The sequence below is a fragment of the Enterobacter sp. HK-058-C-ECC genome, assembly GCF_047531125.1.
Lineage (GTDB): Bacteria > Pseudomonadota > Gammaproteobacteria > Enterobacterales > Enterobacteriaceae > Enterobacter > Enterobacter quasiroggenkampii.
In genome coordinates this window covers 1-20,233 of record NZ_JBLKCH010000017.1, presented here as the reverse complement: position 1 = coordinate 20,233, position 20,233 = coordinate 1, and the positions used below count along the sequence as shown (strand labels likewise).

17 protein-coding genes and 1 pseudogene are annotated in these 20,233 nt (G+C 57.7%); 17 read left to right on the top strand and 1 reads right to left on the bottom strand.

Annotation, left to right across the window (positions count from 1 at the left end; all coding sequences use genetic code 11):
* Positions 1 to 28 precede the first annotated feature (28 nt).
* From trbE to ACMWJS_RS21010, 15 genes are all read left to right on the top strand, one after another.
* Complete coding sequence (gene trbE / locus ACMWJS_RS21080; protein ID WP_165723321.1) at positions 29 to 217, top strand: conjugal transfer protein TrbE; 189 nt, start codon at positions 29 to 31, stop codon at positions 215 to 217.
* A gap of 30 nt (positions 218 to 247) precedes the next feature.
* Positions 248 to 997, top strand: a complete 750-nt coding sequence (gene traF / locus ACMWJS_RS21075) for a type-F conjugative transfer system pilin assembly protein TraF (protein ID WP_045379415.1) — start codon at positions 248 to 250, stop codon at positions 995 to 997.
* Between the two features lie 16 nt (positions 998 to 1,013).
* Positions 1,014 to 1,262, top strand: coding sequence for a type-F conjugative transfer system pilin chaperone TraQ (gene traQ / locus ACMWJS_RS21070; RefSeq protein WP_008324126.1), 249 nt, complete (start codon positions 1,014 to 1,016; stop codon positions 1,260 to 1,262).
* On the top strand, positions 1,252 to 1,797 hold the full coding sequence (gene trbB, locus ACMWJS_RS21065; protein WP_414747519.1) for a type-F conjugative transfer system pilin assembly thiol-disulfide isomerase TrbB: 546 nt from the start codon (positions 1,252 to 1,254) through the stop codon (positions 1,795 to 1,797). Before traQ ends, trbB begins: the two co-directional genes overlap by 11 nt.
* A complete protein-coding gene (traH, locus tag ACMWJS_RS21060) occupies positions 1,797 to 3,170 on the top strand; it encodes a conjugal transfer pilus assembly protein TraH (RefSeq protein ID WP_032637297.1) in 1,374 nt (457 codons plus the stop codon). Before trbB ends, traH begins: the two co-directional genes overlap by 1 nt.
* Positions 3,170 to 5,992 carry a conjugal transfer mating-pair stabilization protein TraG gene (gene traG / locus ACMWJS_RS21055; RefSeq protein WP_414747518.1) on the top strand — a complete coding sequence of 941 codons (2,823 nt, stop codon included), beginning with the start codon at positions 3,170 to 3,172 and terminating at the stop codon, positions 5,990 to 5,992. The genes traH and traG overlap by 1 nt, the downstream gene beginning before the upstream one ends.
* 18 nt (positions 5,993 to 6,010) lie before the next feature.
* Positions 6,011 to 6,508, top strand: a complete 498-nt coding sequence (locus tag ACMWJS_RS21050) for a hypothetical protein (RefSeq protein ID WP_414747517.1) — start codon at positions 6,011 to 6,013, stop codon at positions 6,506 to 6,508.
* A gap of 75 nt (positions 6,509 to 6,583) precedes the next feature.
* Positions 6,584 to 7,309, top strand: a complete 726-nt coding sequence (traT, locus tag ACMWJS_RS21045; RefSeq protein WP_060446836.1) for a conjugal transfer complement resistance protein TraT — start codon at positions 6,584 to 6,586, stop codon at positions 7,307 to 7,309.
* Positions 7,310 to 7,679: 370 nt separating this feature from the next.
* The gene (traD, locus tag ACMWJS_RS21040) at positions 7,680 to 9,854 is read left to right on the top strand and encodes a type IV conjugative transfer system coupling protein TraD (protein WP_414747516.1); all 2,175 of its coding nucleotides are present in this window, start codon (positions 7,680 to 7,682) and stop codon (positions 9,852 to 9,854) included.
* A complete protein-coding gene (gene traI, locus ACMWJS_RS21035) occupies positions 9,854 to 15,094 on the top strand; it encodes a conjugative transfer relaxase/helicase TraI (RefSeq protein ID WP_414747515.1) in 5,241 nt (1,746 codons plus the stop codon). Before traD ends, traI begins: the two co-directional genes overlap by 1 nt.
* Before the next feature lies 1 nt (position 15,095).
* A complete protein-coding gene (gene traX, locus ACMWJS_RS21030; RefSeq protein WP_414747514.1) occupies positions 15,096 to 15,833 on the top strand; it encodes a type-F conjugative transfer system pilin acetylase TraX in 738 nt (245 codons plus the stop codon).
* 66 nt (positions 15,834 to 15,899) lie between these two features.
* On the top strand, positions 15,900 to 16,625 hold the full coding sequence (locus tag ACMWJS_RS21025; protein WP_414747513.1) for a fertility inhibition protein FinO: 726 nt from the start codon (positions 15,900 to 15,902) through the stop codon (positions 16,623 to 16,625).
* A complete protein-coding gene (locus tag ACMWJS_RS21020) occupies positions 16,618 to 17,409 on the top strand; it encodes a DsbA family protein (protein WP_414747512.1) in 792 nt (263 codons plus the stop codon). Before ACMWJS_RS21025 ends, ACMWJS_RS21020 begins: the two co-directional genes overlap by 8 nt.
* Before the next feature lie 147 nt (positions 17,410 to 17,556).
* Positions 17,557 to 18,102 (top strand): phospholipase D family protein, encoded by a 546-nt coding sequence (locus ACMWJS_RS21015; protein ID WP_016589852.1) that lies wholly within the window; start codon positions 17,557 to 17,559, stop codon positions 18,100 to 18,102.
* A gap of 151 nt (positions 18,103 to 18,253) precedes the next feature.
* A complete protein-coding gene (locus ACMWJS_RS21010) occupies positions 18,254 to 18,532 on the top strand; it encodes a replication regulatory protein RepA (RefSeq protein ID WP_008324932.1) in 279 nt (92 codons plus the stop codon).
* 35 nt (positions 18,533 to 18,567) lie between these two features.
* Here the strand turns inward: ACMWJS_RS21010 and ACMWJS_RS21005 are convergent.
* A pseudogene (locus tag ACMWJS_RS21005) lies at positions 18,568 to 18,671 on the bottom strand (replication protein RepA).
* Between the two features lie 79 nt (positions 18,672 to 18,750).
* On the opposite strand from ACMWJS_RS21005, the gene tap reads away from it, so the two are divergent.
* Both tap and repA read left to right on the top strand, forming a co-directional pair.
* On the top strand, positions 18,751 to 18,828 hold the full coding sequence (gene tap / locus ACMWJS_RS21000; RefSeq protein ID WP_011201829.1) for a RepA leader peptide Tap: 78 nt from the start codon (positions 18,751 to 18,753) through the stop codon (positions 18,826 to 18,828).
* Positions 18,809 to 19,684: an incFII family plasmid replication initiator RepA gene (gene repA / locus ACMWJS_RS20995; RefSeq protein WP_024191793.1), complete on the top strand. Its 876-nt coding sequence runs from the start codon at positions 18,809 to 18,811 to the stop codon at positions 19,682 to 19,684. The genes tap and repA overlap by 20 nt, the downstream gene beginning before the upstream one ends.
* The last annotated feature ends 549 nt before the right edge of the window (positions 19,685 to 20,233 follow it).

Genomic DNA, 20,233 nt, shown 5'->3' with positions numbered 1-20,233 from the left:
ACTCATCACTCACTCAGGACTCTCCATCATGAAAATTAAAGGATTTACTGGACGCCTTATCATCAGCCTGATTGTCGCCTCACCGGTGCTTTACTGGTGCGGGAATATCGTTGATGAAACATCGCGCATCGATGTGTTTTTTATGGCGCTGATGGTTGTGCTTTTCGTGGCGGGAGTTCTGCTGGCGTGGCTGTTAAACCCGCTTTTCAAACGATAACCGACCTGCTTCGGGATAAGGAAGGTTCCAGTGAAAAAGAGAAAGACAGCGTTAGCGCTGCTGCTTCTTGGCAGCGTTTTTTCCGCCACAGGAAAAGATGCCGGCTGGCAGTGGTACAACGAATCGCACAGAACGCCGGAGGACGACAAATCCTCTTCAGCACAGCCTCAGCAGGCCTCGCCGGACATCATGGAGAAGCTTGCCACGCTTCAGCAGGCCACGAAGCGCGCCATGTACGAGGCCATTCTGTATCCGGGCGTGGAGAACTTTACCCGCTACTTCCGCCTGCAGAACTACTGGACGCAGCAGGCCGGGCTGTTCTCGATGAGTGCTAAAAAGGCGATGCTCGAGCACCCCGAACTGGACTACAACCTGCAGCACAGCCACTACAACGGTACCGTGCGCAACCAGCTGGCGGCGGACTTTGCCGACCAGCGCCGCGCCATTGAAACGCTGGCTCAGCACTATGGCGTGATGTTCTTCTACCGCGGACAGGACCCGATCGACGGCCAGCTGGTTCAGGTCATTAAAAACTTCCGCGAGACGTATCACCTCAGCGTCATTCCGGTCTCCGTGGACGGAATCGTGAATCCACTCCTGCCGGATACCCGAATGGACGGTGGACAGGCCAGCCGGCTGGGTATCCGTTACTTCCCGGCGCTGATGCTGGCCGATCCTAAAAGCGGGACGGTCAAACCCGTCTCGTATGGCTTTATCAGCCAGGATGACCTGGCGAAGCAGTTCCTCAACGTTTCCACAGATTTTGCCCCCAACTTTTAATACAGGGAGAGTTCGCATGCGTAAATTCCGTTTTCGCCTGCCCGAGTTCGACGTGCCCGGATTATGGGTGCTGAGCCTCGGGATATGGTTTCACATTGTTTCCCGCCTGGTCCGGCGCGAGCCGGAGATGGCCATTCTTCTGGCACAGATAATCGGCGTATCGATGGCGCTCTGGGGGGGCTACCGCATCATCAACCGCTGGATTGATGCCGCCCGTGAGGCCGAAAAGGCCCGTGATGCCGGAGGATGCCGACATGAACCTTAGACATACCGTGTTTACCGTGGCGCTCATGACGCTCAGTCTGGCCACACAGGCTTCCACAATGGACGAGATCAAATCGTTATGGCATCCACAGGGGGCGCGAGCGTCGGGATCTCTGCCAACATCCCCGGAAGACACTGAAGTTAAGCCGCTTCCGGCGAAGCAGGCGGTTTGGTACCGCCTCAGCAACGGCCGCCAGGTCAATCTGGCCGACTGGAAGGTCGTGCTTTTTATGCAGGGACACTGCCCGTACTGCCACCAGTTTGATCCGGTCCTGAAGTCGCTGTCGGCACGGGTGGGGTTTGGGGTGATGGCCTACACCATCGACGGTCAGGGGGATGCGTCCTTTCCCGATGCGCTGCCCGCGCCGCCAGAGGTGATGAAAACCTTTTTCCCTAACCTGCCCGTGGCCACGCCAACCACCTTTCTCGTCAACGTAAACACCCTTGAAGCCCTGCCCCTGCTGCAGGGCGCGACCGACGAACAGGGCTTTATGGCCCGCATGGATACGGTCCTTCAGATGCGCGGAGTGAAATAATGATAAACCTGTTCAGACACCGCAGGCTTCTGGGCTGCATGCTTCTCGTCTGTTCAACAACCGTTAGTGCGGACGTGAACAGCGACATGAACACCTTCTTTAATAAGCTGGGCTTTGACTCCAATACCAGCCAGCCACAGGTCTGGCAGGGGCAGGCCGCTGGCTACGCCACGGGTGGCTCACTATATGCCCGTACGCAGGTGAAAACCGTCCAGCTTATCTCCATGACGCTGCCCGACATCAACGCCGGCTGCGGCGGCATCGATGCCTATCTGGGCTCCTTCAGCTTTATTAACAGCGATCAGCTGCAGCGTTTCGCCAAGCAGATTATGTCCAATGCGGCCGGATACTTCTTCGATCTGGCGCTGCAGACCACGGTACCGGAAATCAAGACCGCTAAAGACTTCCTGCAGAAGATGGCCAGCGACATTAACAGCATGAACCTCAGCTCCTGCCAGGCGGCGCAGGGGATTGTCGGCGGTCTGTTTCCGCGCACTCAGGTCTCCCAGCAGAAGGTCTGCCAGGACATTGCCGGTGAGAGCAACATGTTTGCGGACTGGGCGGCATCCCGCCAGGGCTGCACGGTGGGGGGAAGCATGGATAAGGTCCGTGATAAGGCCAGTGATAAGGATAAAGAGCGCATAACGAAGAATATCAATGTCATCTGGAATGCGCTCGGAAAGAACCGCATGTTTGACGGGAATAAAGAGCTTAAGGAGTTCATCATGACCCTGACCGGAACAATGGTCTTTGATGAGAAGGGTAATATAACCCCGCTTCCGGCAAGAACGACCGATCGCGACCTTATTCGGGCCATGATGGAGGGGGGGACTGCACGGGTGTATCACTGTAATGACAGCGATAAATGTCTGAAGGTGGTTGCCGATGCTAATGTCACGATCAGCCAAAAAAATGCACTGAAAAATCAGATAAAAGACATCCTTTCCAGCATTCAGAATAAAGCCGTTGCCGATCTAAAGTTAACCGAGAAAGAGAAGGGATTTATCACAAGTACTACCATCCCGGTCTTCAAGTATCTGGTTGATCCCCAGATGCTGGGGGTTTCTAACAGCCTCGTTTATCAGCTAACCGATTACATCGGCTACGACATTCTGCTCCAGTACATCCAGGAGCTGGTCCAGCAGGCCCGTGCAATGGTGGCAACGGGAAACTATGACCAGGCGGTTATCGACAGCATCAATAATAACCTCAACGAAGCCACGCGGCAGATAGCCTCCTTCCAGGCACAGGTGCAGGTACAGCAGGATGCGCTTCTGGTTGTTGACCGCCAGATGAGCTACATGCGCCAGCAGGTCTCGGCACGCATGCTGCAGCGCTACCAGAACAACTATCACTTCGGGGGGGCGCGCTGATGCAGGAAATCTATGTCATCGCGGGCGGCGACTGGCTGACGCAGACGCTGAATGCCATCGTCACGTTCATGTCGACGGAGAACTGGGTTGTTATTCGGCGTATTGCGACGGCTTTCTCTGTGCTGGTTGTGGCCATTTCGTGGATACGACGGCACAACATCATGGATATGCTGGGCTGGGCAGGCGTCATTGTGCTGATGTCGCTGCTGGTCAGTGTTCGCACCTCCGTACAAATAATCGATATCAGTAATCAGACAAAGGTCTATAAAGTCGATAACGTGCCCGTCGGGCTGGCTCTGCCTGCATCGCTGACCACCAAAATCGGATATGCCCTTGTTCAGGGGTATGAAATGGTCTTTTCACAGCCCGACAGCATCACCTACAGCAAAACCGGCATGATATTTGGGGCGAATCTGGTTTCACGCAGTACGGACTTTTTATCACAGAACCCAGAGATAACTACGATATTCACGGACTATGTGCAGAACTGCGTGATGGGCGATATTTTCCTGAACGGAAAATATACCATGGAAGATCTAATGAACAGCGCAGACCCGTATACGCTGATTTTCTCAAAGCCGAGTCCGCTGAGAGGGATATTCAACAACAATAATCAGTTTTTAACCTGTGAAGAAGCCGCTGCGGTAATTAAGCCAAAGCTTGCCCTGGATACTCAGACCGGAGGAAAAACATGGAGTTACTACGTGCGTCAGCTTTTTGGCGGACGTCCGAATCCTGACATTTTGTTCAGCCAGATGATCGGGGACAGCTATAACTATTTCTATGGGGCCGGTCAGAGCGCCGCGTCGATTGTCCGTCAGAATGTGACGATGAACGCGCTGCGAAACGGTATTATGAGCTACGCCGCCCGCAACGGTGATACCTCAAGCCTGCTGAATATCGCCACTACGTCATCGATGGAGAAGCAGCGGCTGGCGCATGCGACGGTCGGCCAGGTGGCATTACGCTCACTTCCTATGTCTCAGACGTTGATTGTCGGTCTGACCATCGGAATATTCCCCCTGATGGTGCTGGGCGGGATGTTTAACGCCGTCACCCTTAATGTGCTGAAGGGGTACGTGCTGGCTATCATGTGGGTGCAGAGCTGGCCACTGCTTTACGCCATCCTCAACAGCTGCATGACCTTCTATGCGAAGGCCAACGGTTCACCAGTGGTTCTCTCGGAGTTGTCACAGGTGCAGATAAAATACTCAGACCTCGCTACCACGGCAGGCTATCTGTCCATGCTAATCCCACCGCTTGCATGGGGAATGCTGAAGGGACTGGGGGCGGGGTTCTCAAATCTCTACAGCCATTTGGCCTCTTCCGCTATCAGCCCTGCAGCCACTGCTGCCTCTGGTGCTGTTGATGGTAACTACTCCTACGCCAACATGCAGACCGAGAACGTGAGCGGCAACAGCTGGAACACCAACAGTTCGACCATGTTCGGACAGATGAGTCAGCAACTGGGCAATGGTGCGACGTCCACACAGATGCGTGACGGCAGTACGGTGACAGACTCCACTCAGGCCGCGAGTAAGCTGCCCGTGAGTATTAATTTTGCCCGTCAACTGGCCTCAGCGCAGCAGGAGATGGCGCGCGAGGCCCAGACGCAGTCCCAGAGCGCGATGCAGAGCTTTAGTAGCAGTATGTCAAGCACGTGGCAGACCCTCAGCCAGTTTGGCACCAACCGAGGGAGCAGCGACTCGATGACGCAAGGCGCCGACAGCACGATGAGTGCGCAGGACTCCATGATGGCCAGCAAGATGCGCACTGCGGTGGAGAGCTACGCGAAGGCGCATAATATCAGTAATGATCAGGCGACTCAGGAACTGGCTTCACGTAGTTCTCGTGCTTCCGCTGGTCTTTATGGCGATGCAAGTGCACATGGTGGTATAGGGATTAAGGCTTTCGGTACAGGTGGTGGTGTTAGTTTCAGGGCTGGTGCTAAAGCCGGCGTCGACTTTGATGATTTAGACTCTCATCAGGCAAGCAGCAGCACGCGAGCGAGCCAGGATGCGCGTCATGATATTGATGCAAAATCCACCAAAGACTTCAAGGAGGCCAGCGATTACTTTACCAGCCGCAAGATAAATGAATCAGGCAGTCATACGGATAACAACGCCGCATCACGTGCGGACCAGTTGTCTGCATCACTGAGTTCTGCAAAACAAAGCCTTGAACAGTACTCGACGAGTCAGGCACGCAGCAAGGAATATGCTGAAATGGCATCCCGAACCGAAACCATGAGCGGGCAGGTTAACGAAGATCTCAACCAGCAGTTTGCCCAATACGTTCGTAAACAGGCACCGCATGATGCCGATTCTTTGCTAACGGATACCGGTTCACCAGAGGTTGCAGCGAAACGAAGAGAACTGGCTTGGTCATTTGTACAAAGTCAGGTTCAGCCTTCGGTGGATAATGCATATTCGGATGCGAAAGATGGGCTGGGTCAAAGTATGGACAATGTGTCTGCGGGGGGCGGGCGTCAGGAGGTGTTATCTGACCATGCAGCGCATAAGGCTTCCATTGAAAGTGCAACGTCAGACGCAGGTATTAAAGGGAATGTGAAAGGCTCGGTAGACGGTATGATGACTGAGACGCGAAATAATATCTCAGGAACACAAAGTGAAATAAAGGGAGCTTCAGCGTCCGTCGATAATCAGTATTCAGCACTGGAGCGCCATCACCAGTCCGAAGCGGATAATCAGGGTGCTAAGTACAATAACGAGAAAGCATCACAAAAGGCTATTCCGGGAGCTGACAGTCCTGAAGAACTTCTGGAAAAAGCAAAGAAACTGGAGAATAATCACAAGAAATGATCAGGGAGATTCTCGGATATGAAAGAGCTGATGCGAATTATGTGGGTTCTGCTTATACAGTATATCGCCTGCTCGCTTGCAGGGTGGGCAACATCCGTCATGCTCTTGATACTTGCGTTGTTGATTATGTGGCAGGGTATATTTGCATATATTAATTATCGAGTTCGCAAGCAGAAGTGTTTGTATAGTCAGAAAGATGTATCGCCAGTAATATACATGGTTCTTTCTGTCCCCGCGATCTGTTTCCCTGTGTTGGCCCTATTTATATTTTTCGGGCTCTCGATCTACAGGGTCTGTGTAATAAGTGGTGTAACTGTTGGAGATGAATCTCTAAAAGATCAGTTTTATTTTGACCGTGCGTTTCAAAGTGATCCATTTCCTTATGAATCAGGACTACACGATTCTGCGGGAGCTGGATTGAATCCAGCTACAGGATTGCCAATGTGCGGGCTAGTTGATACTTCTGGTAATTTTTATGGGTGTTCATCTGAATCATACAGACGCTCGGACAGTTAGATACCCTTACTTATATTAGATTATAGGCAATCGCCAAGCTATGAATGGATATAATAAACAAAGGAAATAACGTTAATGAAAAAGATGATGATGGTGGCTCTGGTCAGTTCCACGCTGGCCCTTTCAGGGTGTGGTGCGATGAGCACAGCAATTAAGAAACGTAACCTTGAGGTCAAAACGCAGATGAGCGAAACGGTCTGGCTTGAACCATCAAGCGAGCGTACCGTTTTCCTGCAGATCAAAAACACGTCTGATAAAGACATGAGCGGTCTCCAGTCTAAAATTACCGAAGCTGTTAAAGCCAAAGGCTACCAGGTCGTGACCTCGCCGGATAAAGCCTACTACTGGATTCAGGCGAACGTACTTAAGGCCGACAAAATGGACCTTCGTGAGTCACAAAGCTGGCTCAGCCGTGGCTACGAAGGTGCAGCGGCAGGGGCCGCGCTGGGTGCCGGTATTACCGCCTATAATTCCAGCTCTGCCGGAGCCACTCTGGGCGTAGGACTTGCTGCCGGCCTTGTTGGCATGGCCGCTGATGCGATGGTCGAAGACATCAACTACACCATGATCACGGATGTGCAGATTGCCGAGCGTACCAAAGCGACCGTGACCACGGACAACATCGCCGCCCTTCGCCAGGGAACCTCTGGCGCCAAAATTCAGACCAGCACCGAGCAGGGGAACCAGCATAAATATCAGACTCGTGTGGTATCAAATGCGAACAAGGTTAATCTGAAATTCCCCGAAGCCCAGCCTGTGCTTGAAGATCAGCTGGCTAAATCTATCGCGAACATTCTTTAATTAATACCAGGGGCGGTTTCTTCCGCCCTTTTCTCTGGATCACTCAGTCCGAATAGCATCTGTTCTCCTCATTCTCTGTTGATATAAGAAAAACGCTGAGCGGTGGCGCAAATCCTTTGTGCTACCGTGAAGGGTTGCCGGCAGGGCCGGTGAATAAAGGAATTAATATGTCGGTATTTGCATTAGTAGTGAGTATCGAAAGTGATTATCCGAATGCTTTATTTGCTGTTCCATTTTCAGTTCTGTTAATACTGCTGTGGATATTCTTTTTCCGTAAGTGACCTCTTATTTGCCAGGCCAGTAAGTAGCCGTTCCTGAATGTAGCCTTATCATAACCGTCTAAAACCCATTTATACCGGACCCATACATCATGAGTTTTAATGCAAAGGATATGACCCAGGGCGGTCAGATCGCGAGCATGCGCATCCGTATGTTCAGTCAGATCGCCAATATCATCGTGTACTGTCTCGTCATTCTCTTCGGCATCATTGTCGCGATTACGCTGTCGGTTAAACTGACCTGGCAGACGTTCGTGAACGGCATGGTTTATTACTGGTGTCAGACGCTGGCCCCCATGCGCGATATTTTCAAATCCCAGCCTGTCTATACCATCCGTTATTACGGCCATGAGCTGAAGTACAACGCGCAGCAAATACTGCAGGACAAATATATCCAGTGGTGCGCCGACCAGGTCTGGACGGCCTTTATTCTTGCCGCCATCATCGCGGCCGTGGTGTGCGTTATTACCTTCTTTGTCACCACCTGGATTCTGGGCCATCAGGGTAAGCAGCAGAGTGAGGACGAGATAACGGGAGGGCGCCAGCTGACTGATGACCCGAAAGCGGTGGCGAAAATGCTCAGGCGCGACGGTCTCGCATCCGACATCAAAATCGGTGAGCTGCCGCTTATTAAGGACTCGGAGATCCAGAACTTCTGTCTGCACGGTACCGTCGGGGCCGGTAAATCAGAAGTTATCCGCCGTCTGATGAACTACGCCCGCCAGCGTGGCGATATGGTCATCGTGTATGACCGCTCCTGTGAGTTCGTCAAAAGCTACTATGATCCGGCTACGGATAAAATCCTTAACCCGCTGGATGCGCGCTGCGCTGCATGGGACCTGTGGCGGGAGTGCCTGACGCAGCCTGACTTCGACAACGTGTCCAACACGCTTATTCCTATGGGCACGAAGGAAGACCCCTTCTGGCAGGGGTCGGGACGTACCATCTTTGCCGAAGCCGCTTATCTGATGCGCAACGACAAGGACCGCAGCTACAGCAAGCTGGTCGACACGCTGCTTTCCATCAAGATTGAGAAGCTGCGCTCGTACCTGAAAAACTCCCCGGCGGCGAACCTGGTGGAAGAGAAAATCGAGAAAACAGCCATCTCCATCCGCGCCGTGCTGACCAACTACGTCAAGGCCATCCGCTATCTGCAGGGCATCGAAAATAACGGCGAGTCATTCACCATACGCGACTGGATGCGCGGTGTTCGTGAGGATGGTAAAAACGGCTGGCTGTTTATCTCCTCCAATGCTGACACCCACGCTTCCCTCAAGCCGGTTATCTCCATGTGGTTGTCCATCGCCATTCGCGGGCTGCTGGCGATGGGGGAAAACCGTAACCGCCGCGTGTGGATCTTCGCCGACGAGCTGCCGACCCTGCACAAGCTGCCGGACCTGGTTGAGATCCTGCCGGAGGCGCGTAAGTTTGGCGGCTGCTACGTCATTGGCATTCAGTCCTACGCCCAGCTGGAAGATATTTACGGGCAGAAGCCGGCGGAAACGCTGTTCGACGTGCTGAACACCCGTGCCTTCTTCCGCTCGCCGTCGCGCAATATCGCCGAGTTCGCCGCCGGCGAAATCGGTGAAAAAGAAATCCTCAAGGCGTCCGAGCAGTATTCCTACGGTGTGGACCCGGTACGCGACGGTACCTCGGTCGGTAAGGACATGGAGCGCGTCACCCTGGTGAGTTACTCCGACGTCCAGACGTTGCCGGATCTCTCCTGCTACGTCACGCTTCCCGGACCTTATCCTGCCGTGAAAATGGCGCTGAAGTATCAGCAGCGTCCAAAGGTGGCACCGGAATTCATTCCGCGCACCATCGACGGGAAAGCGGAGGAACGCCTGAATGCCGCGCTGGCTGCACGTGAACATGAATCCCGCAGCATCGCCATGCTCTTTGAACCGGATGCAGACATTATCGCGCCAGAGGGCAGTGCGGAGAATGCTGGCCAGCCCCAGCAGCCCCAGCAGCCACAGCAGCCACAGCAACTGACGCCCGCGCCCCGCGCTGCAGACGCGGCATCCGTAGCAGGTGCGGCAGGCGCCGGCGGCGTGGAGCCTGAGCTGAAGACAAAGGCGGAAGAGGCAGAGCAGCTGCCGCCCGGCATCGATGAAAGCGGTGAAGTAGTGGATATGGCGGCATGGGAGGCGTGGCAGGCGGAGCAGGACGAACTGTCTCCTCAGGAGAGGCAGCGTCGTGAAGAAGTGAACATCAACGTTCACCGGGCGCCTGAAAAGGATCTTGAGCCGGGAGGATACATCTGATGATGAGCATCGGATCGGTAAAATCCGCCGGCAGCGCGGGCAATTATTACACCGACAAGGACAACTATTACGTTATCGGCAGTATGGGCGAGCGCTGGGCCGGAAAAGGGGCTGAAGCGCTGGGGCTCAGCGGCGGGGTGGACCAGAAGGTCTTTACGAAGGTTCTGGAGGGACGCCTGCCGGACGGCAGCGACCTCAGCCGGACTCAGGACGGGGCGAACAAACACCGTCCGGGCTACGACTTCACCTTCTCTGCGCCCAAAAGTGTCTCCGTGATGGCCATGCTCGGTGGCGACAAGCGTCTTATTGAGGCCCACAACCGCGCGGTGGAGACCGCCATTAAGCAGATAGAGGCGATGGCCTCCACGCGGGTTATGACGGAGGGCAGGAGCGAGACGCAGCTGACCGGCAACCTGGTGATGGCGCTGTTTAACCACGATACCAGCCGCGACCAGGAGCCGCAGCTGCACACCCACGCGGTGGTGGCCAATGCCACTCAGCATGGCGATGAGTGGCGAACGCTCAGCAGCGACAAAGTGGGCAAAACCGGGTTTATTGAGAATATCTACGCCAACCAGATTGCCTTTGGCCGCCTGTATCGTGCCGCGCTGAAGGATGACGTCGCGGCGATGGGCTATGAGACTGAGACGGTCGGCAAACACGGCATGTGGGAGCTGAAGGGCGTACCGACGGAGCCGTATTCCAGCCGCAGCAGGACCATCAGCGAGGCGGTCGGTGATGACGCGTCCCTGAAGTCCCGCGACGTGGCGGCGCTCGATACCCGCCAGTCGAAGCAGAGGGTTGACCCCGAACAGCGCATGGCCGAGTGGATGCAGACCCTGAAAGCGACGGGGTTTGACATTAAAGCCTACCGCGAGGCGGCAGACCTGCGGGTTGTGCAGGGGAATATTCCCGTCACGGCGCCTGAAGCCATTGATATTAACAGCAGTGTCGGACAGTCCATTGCGATGCTGAGTGACCGGCGGGCGCGGTTCACGTATTCCGAACTGCTGGCCACCACCCTCGGGCAGCTGCCCGCGCGGCCGGGCATGGTGGAGATGGCGCGTGACGGCATCGATGCGGCGATAAAAAATGAGCAACTCATCCCGCTGGATAAAGAGAAGGGGCTGTTTACCTCGAACATCCACGTGCTGGACGAGCTGTCGGTGTCGGCGATGACCCGGGATTTACAGCGGGCGGGGCAGGCCGACATTTTTCCGGATAAAAGCGTGCCCCGCAGCCGGTCATACAGCGATGCCGTGAGTGTCCTGGCCCAGGACCGTCCGCCGGTGGCGATCATTTCGGGTCAGGGCGGCGCGGCCGGCCAGCGTGAGCGCGTGGCGGAACTGACGATGATGGCGCGCGAACAGGGGCGTGACGTGCAGATTATCGCCGCCGACAGGCGTTCGCGCAGCGCCCTTATGCAGGATGAGCGCCTCAGCGGCGAGCATATCACCGACAGGCGGGGGCTGACGGAGGGTATGGCCTTTACGCCCGGCAGCACGCTGATTGTTGACCAGGGGGAGAAGCTGACCCTGAAAGAAACGCTGACGCTGCTCGACGGCGCGCTGCGCCATAACGTCCAGCTGCTGATAGCCGACAGCGGCCAGCGCACCGGGACCGGCAGCGCCCTGACCGTCATGAAGGAGACGGGAGTGAGCACGCTCGCGTGGCAGGGTGGTGAGAAGACGCAGGTCTCGGTTATCAGCGAGCCTGACCGGCGGCAGCGGTATGGCCGCCTGGCCGCTGACTTTGCCCGAAGCGTCCGCGCAGGTGAACACAGCGTGGCGCAGGTCTCCGGCCCGCGCGAGCAGGCCGTACTGGCAGGCGCTGTCCGCGAGGCGCTTAAGGCGGAAAAGGTGCTGGGCGAGCGGGAGGTCAGTATCACCACGCTGGAGCCGGTCTGGCTCGACAGCCGCCATCAGCAGGTGCGCGACCACTACCGGGAGGGGATGGTCATGGAGCGCTGGGATGCCGAAGAGCGTAGCCGGGAGCGCTTTGTCATTGACCGCGTGACGGGCCGCAACAACAGCCTGACGCTGCGCAACGCGCAAGGGGAGACGCGGGTGACCCGCCTGTCTGAACTCAACAGCAGCTGGTCGCTGTACCGCACCGGCACGCTGCAGGTGGCCGAAGGCGACCGTCTGGCGGTGCTGGGTCAGGCGCAGGGGGTGCGGCTCAAGGGAGGCGATACGGTGACCGTTAAGGCCCTCGGGGAGGCGGGGCTCGTCGTCAGCCTGCCGGGGCGTAAGGCGGACGTGGTCCTGCCCGCCGGTGACAGTCCGTTTACCGCCGCGAAGGTGGGTCAGGGCTGGGTGGAGTCGCCGGGCCGCTCGGTGAGCGACAGCGCCACGGTCTTTGCCTCGCTGTCGCAGCGCGAGCTGGATAACACCACGCTGAACAAACTGGCGCTCAGCGGCCGGGCGGTGCAGCTCTATTCCGCGCAGACGGCGCAGAAAACGACGGAGAAGCTGTCGCGTCAGTCGGCCTGGAACGTTGTCACGTCGCAGGTGAAGGAGGCCGCCGGGAAGGATGCTCTTGGCGATGCGCTGGCGCACCAGAAGGCCGGTCTGCACACGCCGGAGCAGCAGGCTATCCATCTGGCCATTCCGGTGCTGGAGGGGAACGGCCTGGCGTTCACGAAGCCGCAGTTGATGGCCGCCGCGAAAGAATTTGAGCAGGACTGCCTCAGCCTGCAGGCCATCGAAAAGGAAGCGGACCGTCAGGTGCGCAGCGGCGACCTGCTGTCGGTGCCGGTATCGCCGGGAAACGGCCTGCAGCTGCTGGTCTCACGCCAGTCGTACAACGCTGAAAAAAGCATTATCCGCCACGTCCTTGAGGGAAAGGAGGCCGTCACCCCGCTGATGGATAAGGTTCCGGACGCGCAGCTGGCGGGCCTGACCGACGGTCAGCAAAACGCCACGCGCATGATACTGGAGTCCCCCGACCGTTTTACCCTGGTCCAGGGCTACGCGGGCGTGGGCAAGACGACGCAGTTCCGGGCGGTCATGTCGGCCATCGGCACGCTGCCGGAACGGGAGCAGCCGCGGGTTATCGGCGTGGCCCCCACCCACCGGGCGGTGAGCGAGATGCGAGATGCGGGCGTACCCGAAACGCAGACGCTGGCGGCCTTTATTCACGACACGCAGCAGCAGCTGCGCGGCGGCGAACGACCGGACTTCAGCAACGTCCTGTTTCTCGTGGATGAAAGCTCGATGGTCGGTAACGCCGACATGGCGAAGGCGTACAGCCTGATTGCCGGGGGCGGGGGACGCGCGGTCTCCAGCGGCGATACCGACCAGCTGCAGTCCATTGCCCCGGGCCAGCCCTTCCGCCTGCTGCAGAAGCGCAGCGCCATTGACGTGGCGGTGATGCAGGAGATTGTCCGCCAGACGCCGGAGCTTAAACCTGCCGTCTACAGCCTGATTAACCGCGATATCGGCAGCGCCCTGACGACCATTGAGCGCGTGGCGCCGGCACAGGTGCCGCGCAGGGCGGATGCCTGGCAGCCGGACAGCTCGGTCATGGAGTTCAGCCGCGAACGGGAGGAGGCCATCGCAAAAGCCATGGCGGCCGGTGACCTGCTGCCCGGCGGGGAGCCCGCGACGCTGCTGGAGGCCATCGTGAAGGACTACACGGGGCGTACGCCGGAGGCGCAGGCGCAGACCATCGTTATCACCGCCCTGAACGCCGACCGCCGCCAGGTGAACGCCATGATTCATGACGCCCGTCAGGATGCCGGCGAGGTGGGCGAAAAAGAGGTCACGCTGCCGGTCCTTACGCCAGCCAATATCCGCGACGGGGAGCTGAGGCGCATGGCTACGTGGGAGGCGTCCCGCGACAGCCTGGTTCTGCTGGACAGCACGTATTACAGCATTGAGGCGCTGGACGGGGAGGCGCACCTGGTGACGCTGAAGGATACGCAGGGCAACACCCGCAGCCTGTCGCCCGCGCAGGCGGCGACAGAGGGCGTCACGCTCTACCGTCAGGACACCATCACCGTGTCGGAAGGCGACCGGATGCGCTTTTCGAAAAGCGACAACGAGCGGGGCTTCGTGGCCAACAGCGTCTGGTCGGTCAGTGAGATAAAAGGTGACAGCGTCACGCTGTCGGATGGAAAACAGACCCGCACGCTCACGCCGTCAGCGGAACAGGCAGAGCAGCACATCGACCTGGCCTATGCCGTTACCGTTGAAGGCTCACAGGGTGCGAGCGAGCCCTTCTCCATCTCCCTGCAGGGCACGGACGGCGGACGTAAGCGGATGGTGAGCTTCGAGTCGGCCTACGTGGCGCTGAGCCGCATGAAGCAGCACGCGCAGGTTTATACCGACAACCGGGATAAGTGGGTGGCCGCGATGGAAAAATCGCAGGCGAAAAGTACGGCGCATGACATTCTCGAGCCGCGTGGCGACCGCGCCGTCGCGAATGCCGCCCGCCTGACGGCGACGGCTAAAGCGCTGGGTGAGGTGCCTGCCGGTCGCGCCGCGCTGCGCCAGGCCGGGCTGCAGCCCGAGGGCTCGATGGCGAAATTTATCTCGCCGGGGCGTAAATACCCGCAGCCGCACGTGGCGCTGCCCGCTTTTGACCGCAACGGCAGGCAGGCGGGCGTCTGGCTGAGCGCCCTGACCTCCGGAGACGGGCGGCTTAAGGGGCTCGCTGGTGAAGGCCGGGTGATGGGCTGCGGGGACGCGGCGTTTGCGGGTCTGCAGGCCAGCCGTAACGGCGAGTCGCTGCTGGCGCGGGATATGGAAGAGGGTGTGCGGCTCGCGAGGGAGAATCCGCAGAGCGGCGTGGTGGTGCGGCTCGAAGGCGAGGCGCGACCGTGGAACCCCGGCGCCATTACCGGCGGTCGGGTCTGGGCCGACAGCCTGCCCGACAGCACCGGTACGCAGCCCGGAGAGACGGTTCCGCCGGAGGTGCTGGCGCAGCAGGCCCGGGAGGCTGAGGTGCAGCGGGAGCTGGATAAGCGTGCTGAAGAGGCGGTCCGCGAGATGGCCCGCAGCGGCGACGGGCCGGCCGGTGGGGCTGACGTTGCCGTCCGGGATGTGGTGCGGGATATGGCGCGGATAAAAGAAACGCCGGCATCTCCCCTCACGCTGCCGGATGCGCCGGAAGAACGCCGCCGGGATGAGGCGGTGTCTCAGGTGGTGCGTGAGAACGTGCAGCGGGACCGCCTGCAGCAGATGGAGCGCGAAACGGTGCGAGACCTTGAGCGTGAAAAGACCCTGGGAGGCGACTGATATGCGCGCTGAAAACCATCCGCTGTTCCCTCTTGTGGTGGTGGCCGACTGCTGGCTGCAGCGTCTGCTTGTGTGGACGCCGGGCCAGACTGACCTTATCAAAACCGTGGCGCTGCTCCTGATGGTGGCCGACCACATCAGCATGCTGTGCGGACTGGATAATGACTTGCTGCGTCTTGCCGGTAGGGGAGCGTTTCCGCTCTTTGGCCTGGTCTGGGCCATGAACCTCGCCCGCCATCCGCAGATTCAGCAGCGCTCCCTGAACCGGCTCTGGATATGGGCGGGTGTGGCGCAGGGTGGTTGGATACTGGCCGGGCTTCGCCCGGACCTGGGCAATATCCTGTTTGTCTTTGTGGTCAGCGGACAGGCGCTGGCGCTGATGCAGCAGCACGGGCCGCGCGCGTGGCCGCTGTCCCTGATGCTGGTTCTGGCCTGGCTGCCGTTTTCGGCGGGAAGCTACGGGCTGGCGGGGGTAGTCATGCTGATGCTGGCCTGCGGCGTCTGTATGACGGGTCGGCGCACCACGCGCACGGGGCTGGCGCTGTGTCTGGCGCTGGCCATACTCGCGCTGAATGCCGCTGACAGCCCTGCTTTTGCCATCGCGGGTCTGGTGATACCCGGCGTTACCCTGACGGTGCTGAGCCGGACCTGCTGCCGCGTGCCGCGCTTCTGGCCCCGCGAATTTTTCCCGCTGTTCTACGCGGTGCACCTCGCCGTCATCGGACTGATGGTGATGTGATATCTGCCGTGTCAGAATAAGGTCAGTCAGGGGAATACACGTGAAACAGATTTATCCGGAGGCAGGATGAAAGAGCAGGGGCGCCCCACGCTGACGCTGCGCCGCAAAGCGGAGCCAGAAGGTCAGCGTGCCGTAAACAGCAGTGAACCGGACAGTGCGGGACCGGGCCGGGTCACGCGTAAAAAGACCGTGGTGGTGAACACGACGCCTGCCTGGAAGGTCAGGAAGCAGGCGGTGGATGAGAGCGCGAAAAAGGCGCAGGCGGACGAGAAGGCCGCGCGAAAAGCAGAGAAAGCCAGGCAGTGGGCAGAGCGACAGGCGCAGGAGCGGGAGCGGGAGGCCATGCGGGCGACCAGGCGCAAGCCTGCCCCGGAGCCGGTGTACCGGAAGGTCATGCCGCTTGCGGACGCGCTCGCGCTCCTGGAGCATTGCTGGCCAGCCCTGGTGACGGACGGCCAGCCGCAGCTCCTGGCGGTCAACATCCGGGAGGCGATGGTCAATGACATTCGCCGGCGCGGGCTGGAGGTTTCCGTGAAGACGCTGAAGCGCTGCCTTGCCGCAGTGACCCGCTCGGATGCGTATCTGGGCGCCATGACGGTGGGCGCGTGGCGTAAAAACCTTGCCGGTGAACCGGTCGCACCGGTGAGTGCGGAGGAGGCGGCGTATGCCGTGGAGCGCAGGGCTCAGGAGCACGCTAAACGACAGCGCAGGGCGGTCAGAAGCGTCGCCACCCGAGCGCGGAACGAACTGATAACAACCGAGAAGAGAAAAGCACAGGATGAACATGAATAAAACCCTTTCAGTCATGCTTGCCGCAGGCCTTCTGGTCTCCGGCGTGGCGGGGGCAGCAGAGAAACCTGCCGCTGCCTTTACCCCGGAGCAGGAAGCCCGCATTGGTGAAATCGCGAAAGACTACCTGCTGGCTCATCCGGAAGTGCTGGTTGAGGTCAGCCAGAAGCTGCAGGCCCAACAGCAGCAGAAGCAGCAGCAGGCGATGACGGCCGCCGTGGTTCAGAATCAGGCAGCGCTGCTGAACGATAAAGGCACACCATCATATGGTCCTGCTGATGCGAAAGTGACGGTCGTTGAATTCTTTGATTACCAGTGCATCTACTGTGCCCGCCTGGCGCCGGAGCTGGAGAAGGTAATAAAAGCTAACCCGGACGTGCGCTTTGTGTTCAAGGAATTCCCGATATTTGGCCAGCGCTGGCCGGCGTCGCTCAGTGCGGCGAAAACCGGGCTTCAGATCTGGAAGCAGAAGGGGGCCGATGCTTACCTTAACTATCACAACGCGATTTACGCTACCGCCCACAACGAGGGTAAGCTGACCGATGCTGATATCAGCGCGGCCGCAAAAGCCGTGAAGTTCGATGCGAAAACAGCCCCAGATGTTCAGGGGACCCTGAATGGCATAAACACACTTGCGCAGCAGCTGGGCTTCAGCGGTACCCCGGCCCTGGTGGTTCTCCCGTCAGCCGGCGTCAGTGCTGATAACGTGACGGTTATTCCGGGATACACCAGCGCGGAGGCCCTGCAGCAGGCCATCAGTCATGCTGCCGGTGATACCAAAAAATAATCAGGCGTCCGCCAACTGATACCGCTAAAAGAGACTGACGCCTTCGCCGTGCTCAGTTGTCCAACCCCGGAGAAGGGTAAAAGCAAGTTTTCCCCGTCTCCGGCGTTTCTGGTTAACACATCCGAACAGTATTTCTGAGGTTATTTAATGCGTAAGTTCACCTTTCGCCAGCTGGCCGTGTCCGGTCTGGTATGCCTTTCGCTGAGCTGTATTCAGCCCGCAGCAGCGGCATCCTCCGTTCAGGTCGGCTTTTCACCTGAAGGCAGCGCGTTGCAGCTGGTCCTTAAGACGATTGAGTCAGCACAGCAGGAAATTCGGCTGATGGGCTACTCATTTACGTCTCCGGAGGTGGTTAGTGCGCTTGTCAGGGCAAAACGTCGTGGTGTGGATGTGAAGATAGTGCTTGATGAAAAGGGCAACCGGAGCAAAGCCAGCCAGGCGGCGATGAACGTCGTGGTGAACGCGGGAATTCCGCTGCGCACCAACGGTCGCTACGCCATCATGCATGACAAAGTCATTATTGTTGATAATCATACAGTTGAGGCTGGTAGCTTTAACTACACTCGCTCTGCTGCATCGCGGAATAGCGAGAATGTGCTGGTTATTAATGAGGTGCCGGAAGTGGCACAAACCTACCTTCAGCACTGGCAGTCGCGCTGGGACGGAGGAACGGACTGGCATTCTTCATACTAAGTCGCATCGTCATTTGATCCGCAATCTACATCCATCCAGGTGAGTCATGCGCCAACATGGCTCACACTTACGCGTAAAGTTAAGTCGCTGATTTCAGATATCTGTAGTATTCTCTGCAAACGATCCAAGTTTGATCCTTGAGGAGGCAGAGATGTCGCAGATCGAAAATGCAGTAACTTCCTCATCGAAAGAAAAGCGTTCTTACCGAAAAGGTAAGCCGATGTCGGCGAGTGAAAGACAGCTTGCCGCGATTGCGCGTAAACGTGAAACACATAAAGAAGTGAAGGTTTTTGTTAAAAATCCTCTTAAAGATTGGATGATTACGATCTGTGAAGAGGAAGGGCTCACTCAAGCTCAGTTTATTGAGACCTTACTCGAACGTGAACTTTCTGAACGCGGCGTTCTCGATGTAAAGACTTCACATTCTTGAACGTTTTCTCATTGGATGCTAGATTACTGATCGTTTTAGTGAATTCTTGGTTGGCCACGCCATAAGGTGGCAGGGAACTGGTTCTGATGAGGTGTCTACCCGGGACCAGAAAAGCAAAAACCCCGATAATCTTCACCAGGTTTGGCGACTAAGAGAAGATTAACGGGGCCTACTTAAACTGTATAGAAGCTGTTGCTCTATGCAGGGAGTATAGTTTTATGCTCAGAAAACTGCAATACCCGTTTCTGTGCCATTTACTCCTTCCGTGCAACATAAGTGCGGGAAGGTGTGACTGACGCCCAGACCCTGTTCTCCCATTACCGTCAGGTCAAAAACCCGAACCCGGCATTCACGCCGCGTGAAGGCAAAAAGACCCTGCCGTTCTGTCGTAAGCTGATGGCGAAAGCCGAAGGCTTCACGTCCCGTTTTGACTTTTCCATCCATGTGGCGTTCTTACGCTCGCTGGGTAAACGTCACCGGATGCCGCCACTGTTGCGCCGCCGGGCCATCGATGCCCTGCTCCAGGGGCTGTGTTTCCACTATGACCCGCTGGCCAACCGCGTTCAGCGCTCCATCACCAATCTGGCCATCGAGTGCGGTCTCGCCACCGAGTCGAAAAGCGGTAATCTGTCCATCACCCGTGCCACGCGGGCGCTGACGTTTATGGCGGAGCTGGGGCTGATTACCTATCAGACCGAGTATGACCCGCAGATTGGCTGCAATATCCCGACCGATATCACCTTCACGCCGGCACTGTTCTCCGCGCTCGACGTCTCTGACGTGGCCGTTGTGGCCGCGAGGCGCAGCCGTGTGGAATGGGAGAATCAGCAGCGTAAGAAGCAGAACCTGAAGCCGCTGGAGATGGACGAGCTGATAGCGAAGGCCTGGCGGTTTGTGCGCGAACGGTTCCGCAGCTACCAGTCCGAACGTAAACAGCATGGCCTGAAGCGCGCCCGCGCCCGACGTGACGCGGACAGAGCCCGTAAGGACATTGTGACGCTGGTGAAACAGCAGCTGACGCGTGACTACGCCAAAGGGCGTTTCGTCGGCGACAGGGATGCTCTCCAGCGTGAGCTGGAGCGGCGCGTGAAAGAGCGCATGCTGATGTCGCGTGGTAACAACTACACGCGGCTGGCCACCGTCCCCATATAACCCTTCCTGTGTGAAAAATCCGGCTGGCGCCGGAGGGTTTCGCTCGTCTGCAGTCCCCCGTTGACTGTTTTCTGCACGAAATGACGCCCGTCCTTCCTGCCATTCATCCCATTCCGCCATCAGAATGGCCAGAAATTGCCTCGCCAGCATCATTTCCGGTCGCTGAATTCAGTTACCCACAAATAACTGCAAGGGACCTTTCCATAAGGTTACAACCGTTATGCTTACAGAGCGCCAGCCGACCAGATTTCAAAGTGCGTGGTTTCCTTTAAAAACCTGCTCTGTACTTCTTTTAAATATCTTTTATTTAATTCATATAAATATATAACCTGTTCGTCGCCTGACCTGTGAACAGGCTCCTGAAAATGCCCGCCCTTGCAGCGGACTCACGTCCGCGCCGGTTCGGAGACTGCATAGGTTGGTCCCGTCGCTTCGCAACGGGCGCTGTCGCGAGAATATAGTTACAACATACAAAACAATCAGAACGGCAGACCGTGCACAACGGCGACACCTGAGCCGGGACCCACCACTGAAAAGCGAGACCGCCCC

Coding starts and splice junctions, on each gene's coding strand:
- trbE (WP_165723321.1), top strand. CDS start 29: ATGAAAATTAAAGGATTTACTGGACGCCTTATCATCAGCCTGATTGTC.
- traQ (WP_008324126.1), top strand. CDS start 1,014: ATGCGTAAATTCCGTTTTCGCCTGCCCGAGTTCGACGTGCCCGGATTA.
- trbB (WP_414747519.1), top strand. CDS start 1,252: ATGAACCTTAGACATACCGTGTTTACCGTGGCGCTCATGACGCTCAGT.
- traH (WP_032637297.1), top strand. CDS start 1,797: ATGATAAACCTGTTCAGACACCGCAGGCTTCTGGGCTGCATGCTTCTC.
- traG (WP_414747518.1), top strand. CDS start 3,170: ATGCAGGAAATCTATGTCATCGCGGGCGGCGACTGGCTGACGCAGACG.
- ACMWJS_RS21050 (WP_414747517.1), top strand. CDS start 6,011: ATGAAAGAGCTGATGCGAATTATGTGGGTTCTGCTTATACAGTATATC.
- traT (WP_060446836.1), top strand. CDS start 6,584: ATGAAAAAGATGATGATGGTGGCTCTGGTCAGTTCCACGCTGGCCCTT.
- traD (WP_414747516.1), top strand. CDS start 7,680: ATGAGTTTTAATGCAAAGGATATGACCCAGGGCGGTCAGATCGCGAGC.
- traI (WP_414747515.1), top strand. CDS start 9,854: ATGATGAGCATCGGATCGGTAAAATCCGCCGGCAGCGCGGGCAATTAT.
- traX (WP_414747514.1), top strand. CDS start 15,096: ATGCGCGCTGAAAACCATCCGCTGTTCCCTCTTGTGGTGGTGGCCGAC.
- ACMWJS_RS21025 (WP_414747513.1), top strand. CDS start 15,900: ATGAAAGAGCAGGGGCGCCCCACGCTGACGCTGCGCCGCAAAGCGGAG.
- ACMWJS_RS21020 (WP_414747512.1), top strand. CDS start 16,618: ATGAATAAAACCCTTTCAGTCATGCTTGCCGCAGGCCTTCTGGTCTCC.
- ACMWJS_RS21015 (WP_016589852.1), top strand. CDS start 17,557: ATGCGTAAGTTCACCTTTCGCCAGCTGGCCGTGTCCGGTCTGGTATGC.
- ACMWJS_RS21010 (WP_008324932.1), top strand. CDS start 18,254: ATGTCGCAGATCGAAAATGCAGTAACTTCCTCATCGAAAGAAAAGCGT.
- tap (WP_011201829.1), top strand. CDS start 18,751: ATGCTCAGAAAACTGCAATACCCGTTTCTGTGCCATTTACTCCTTCCG.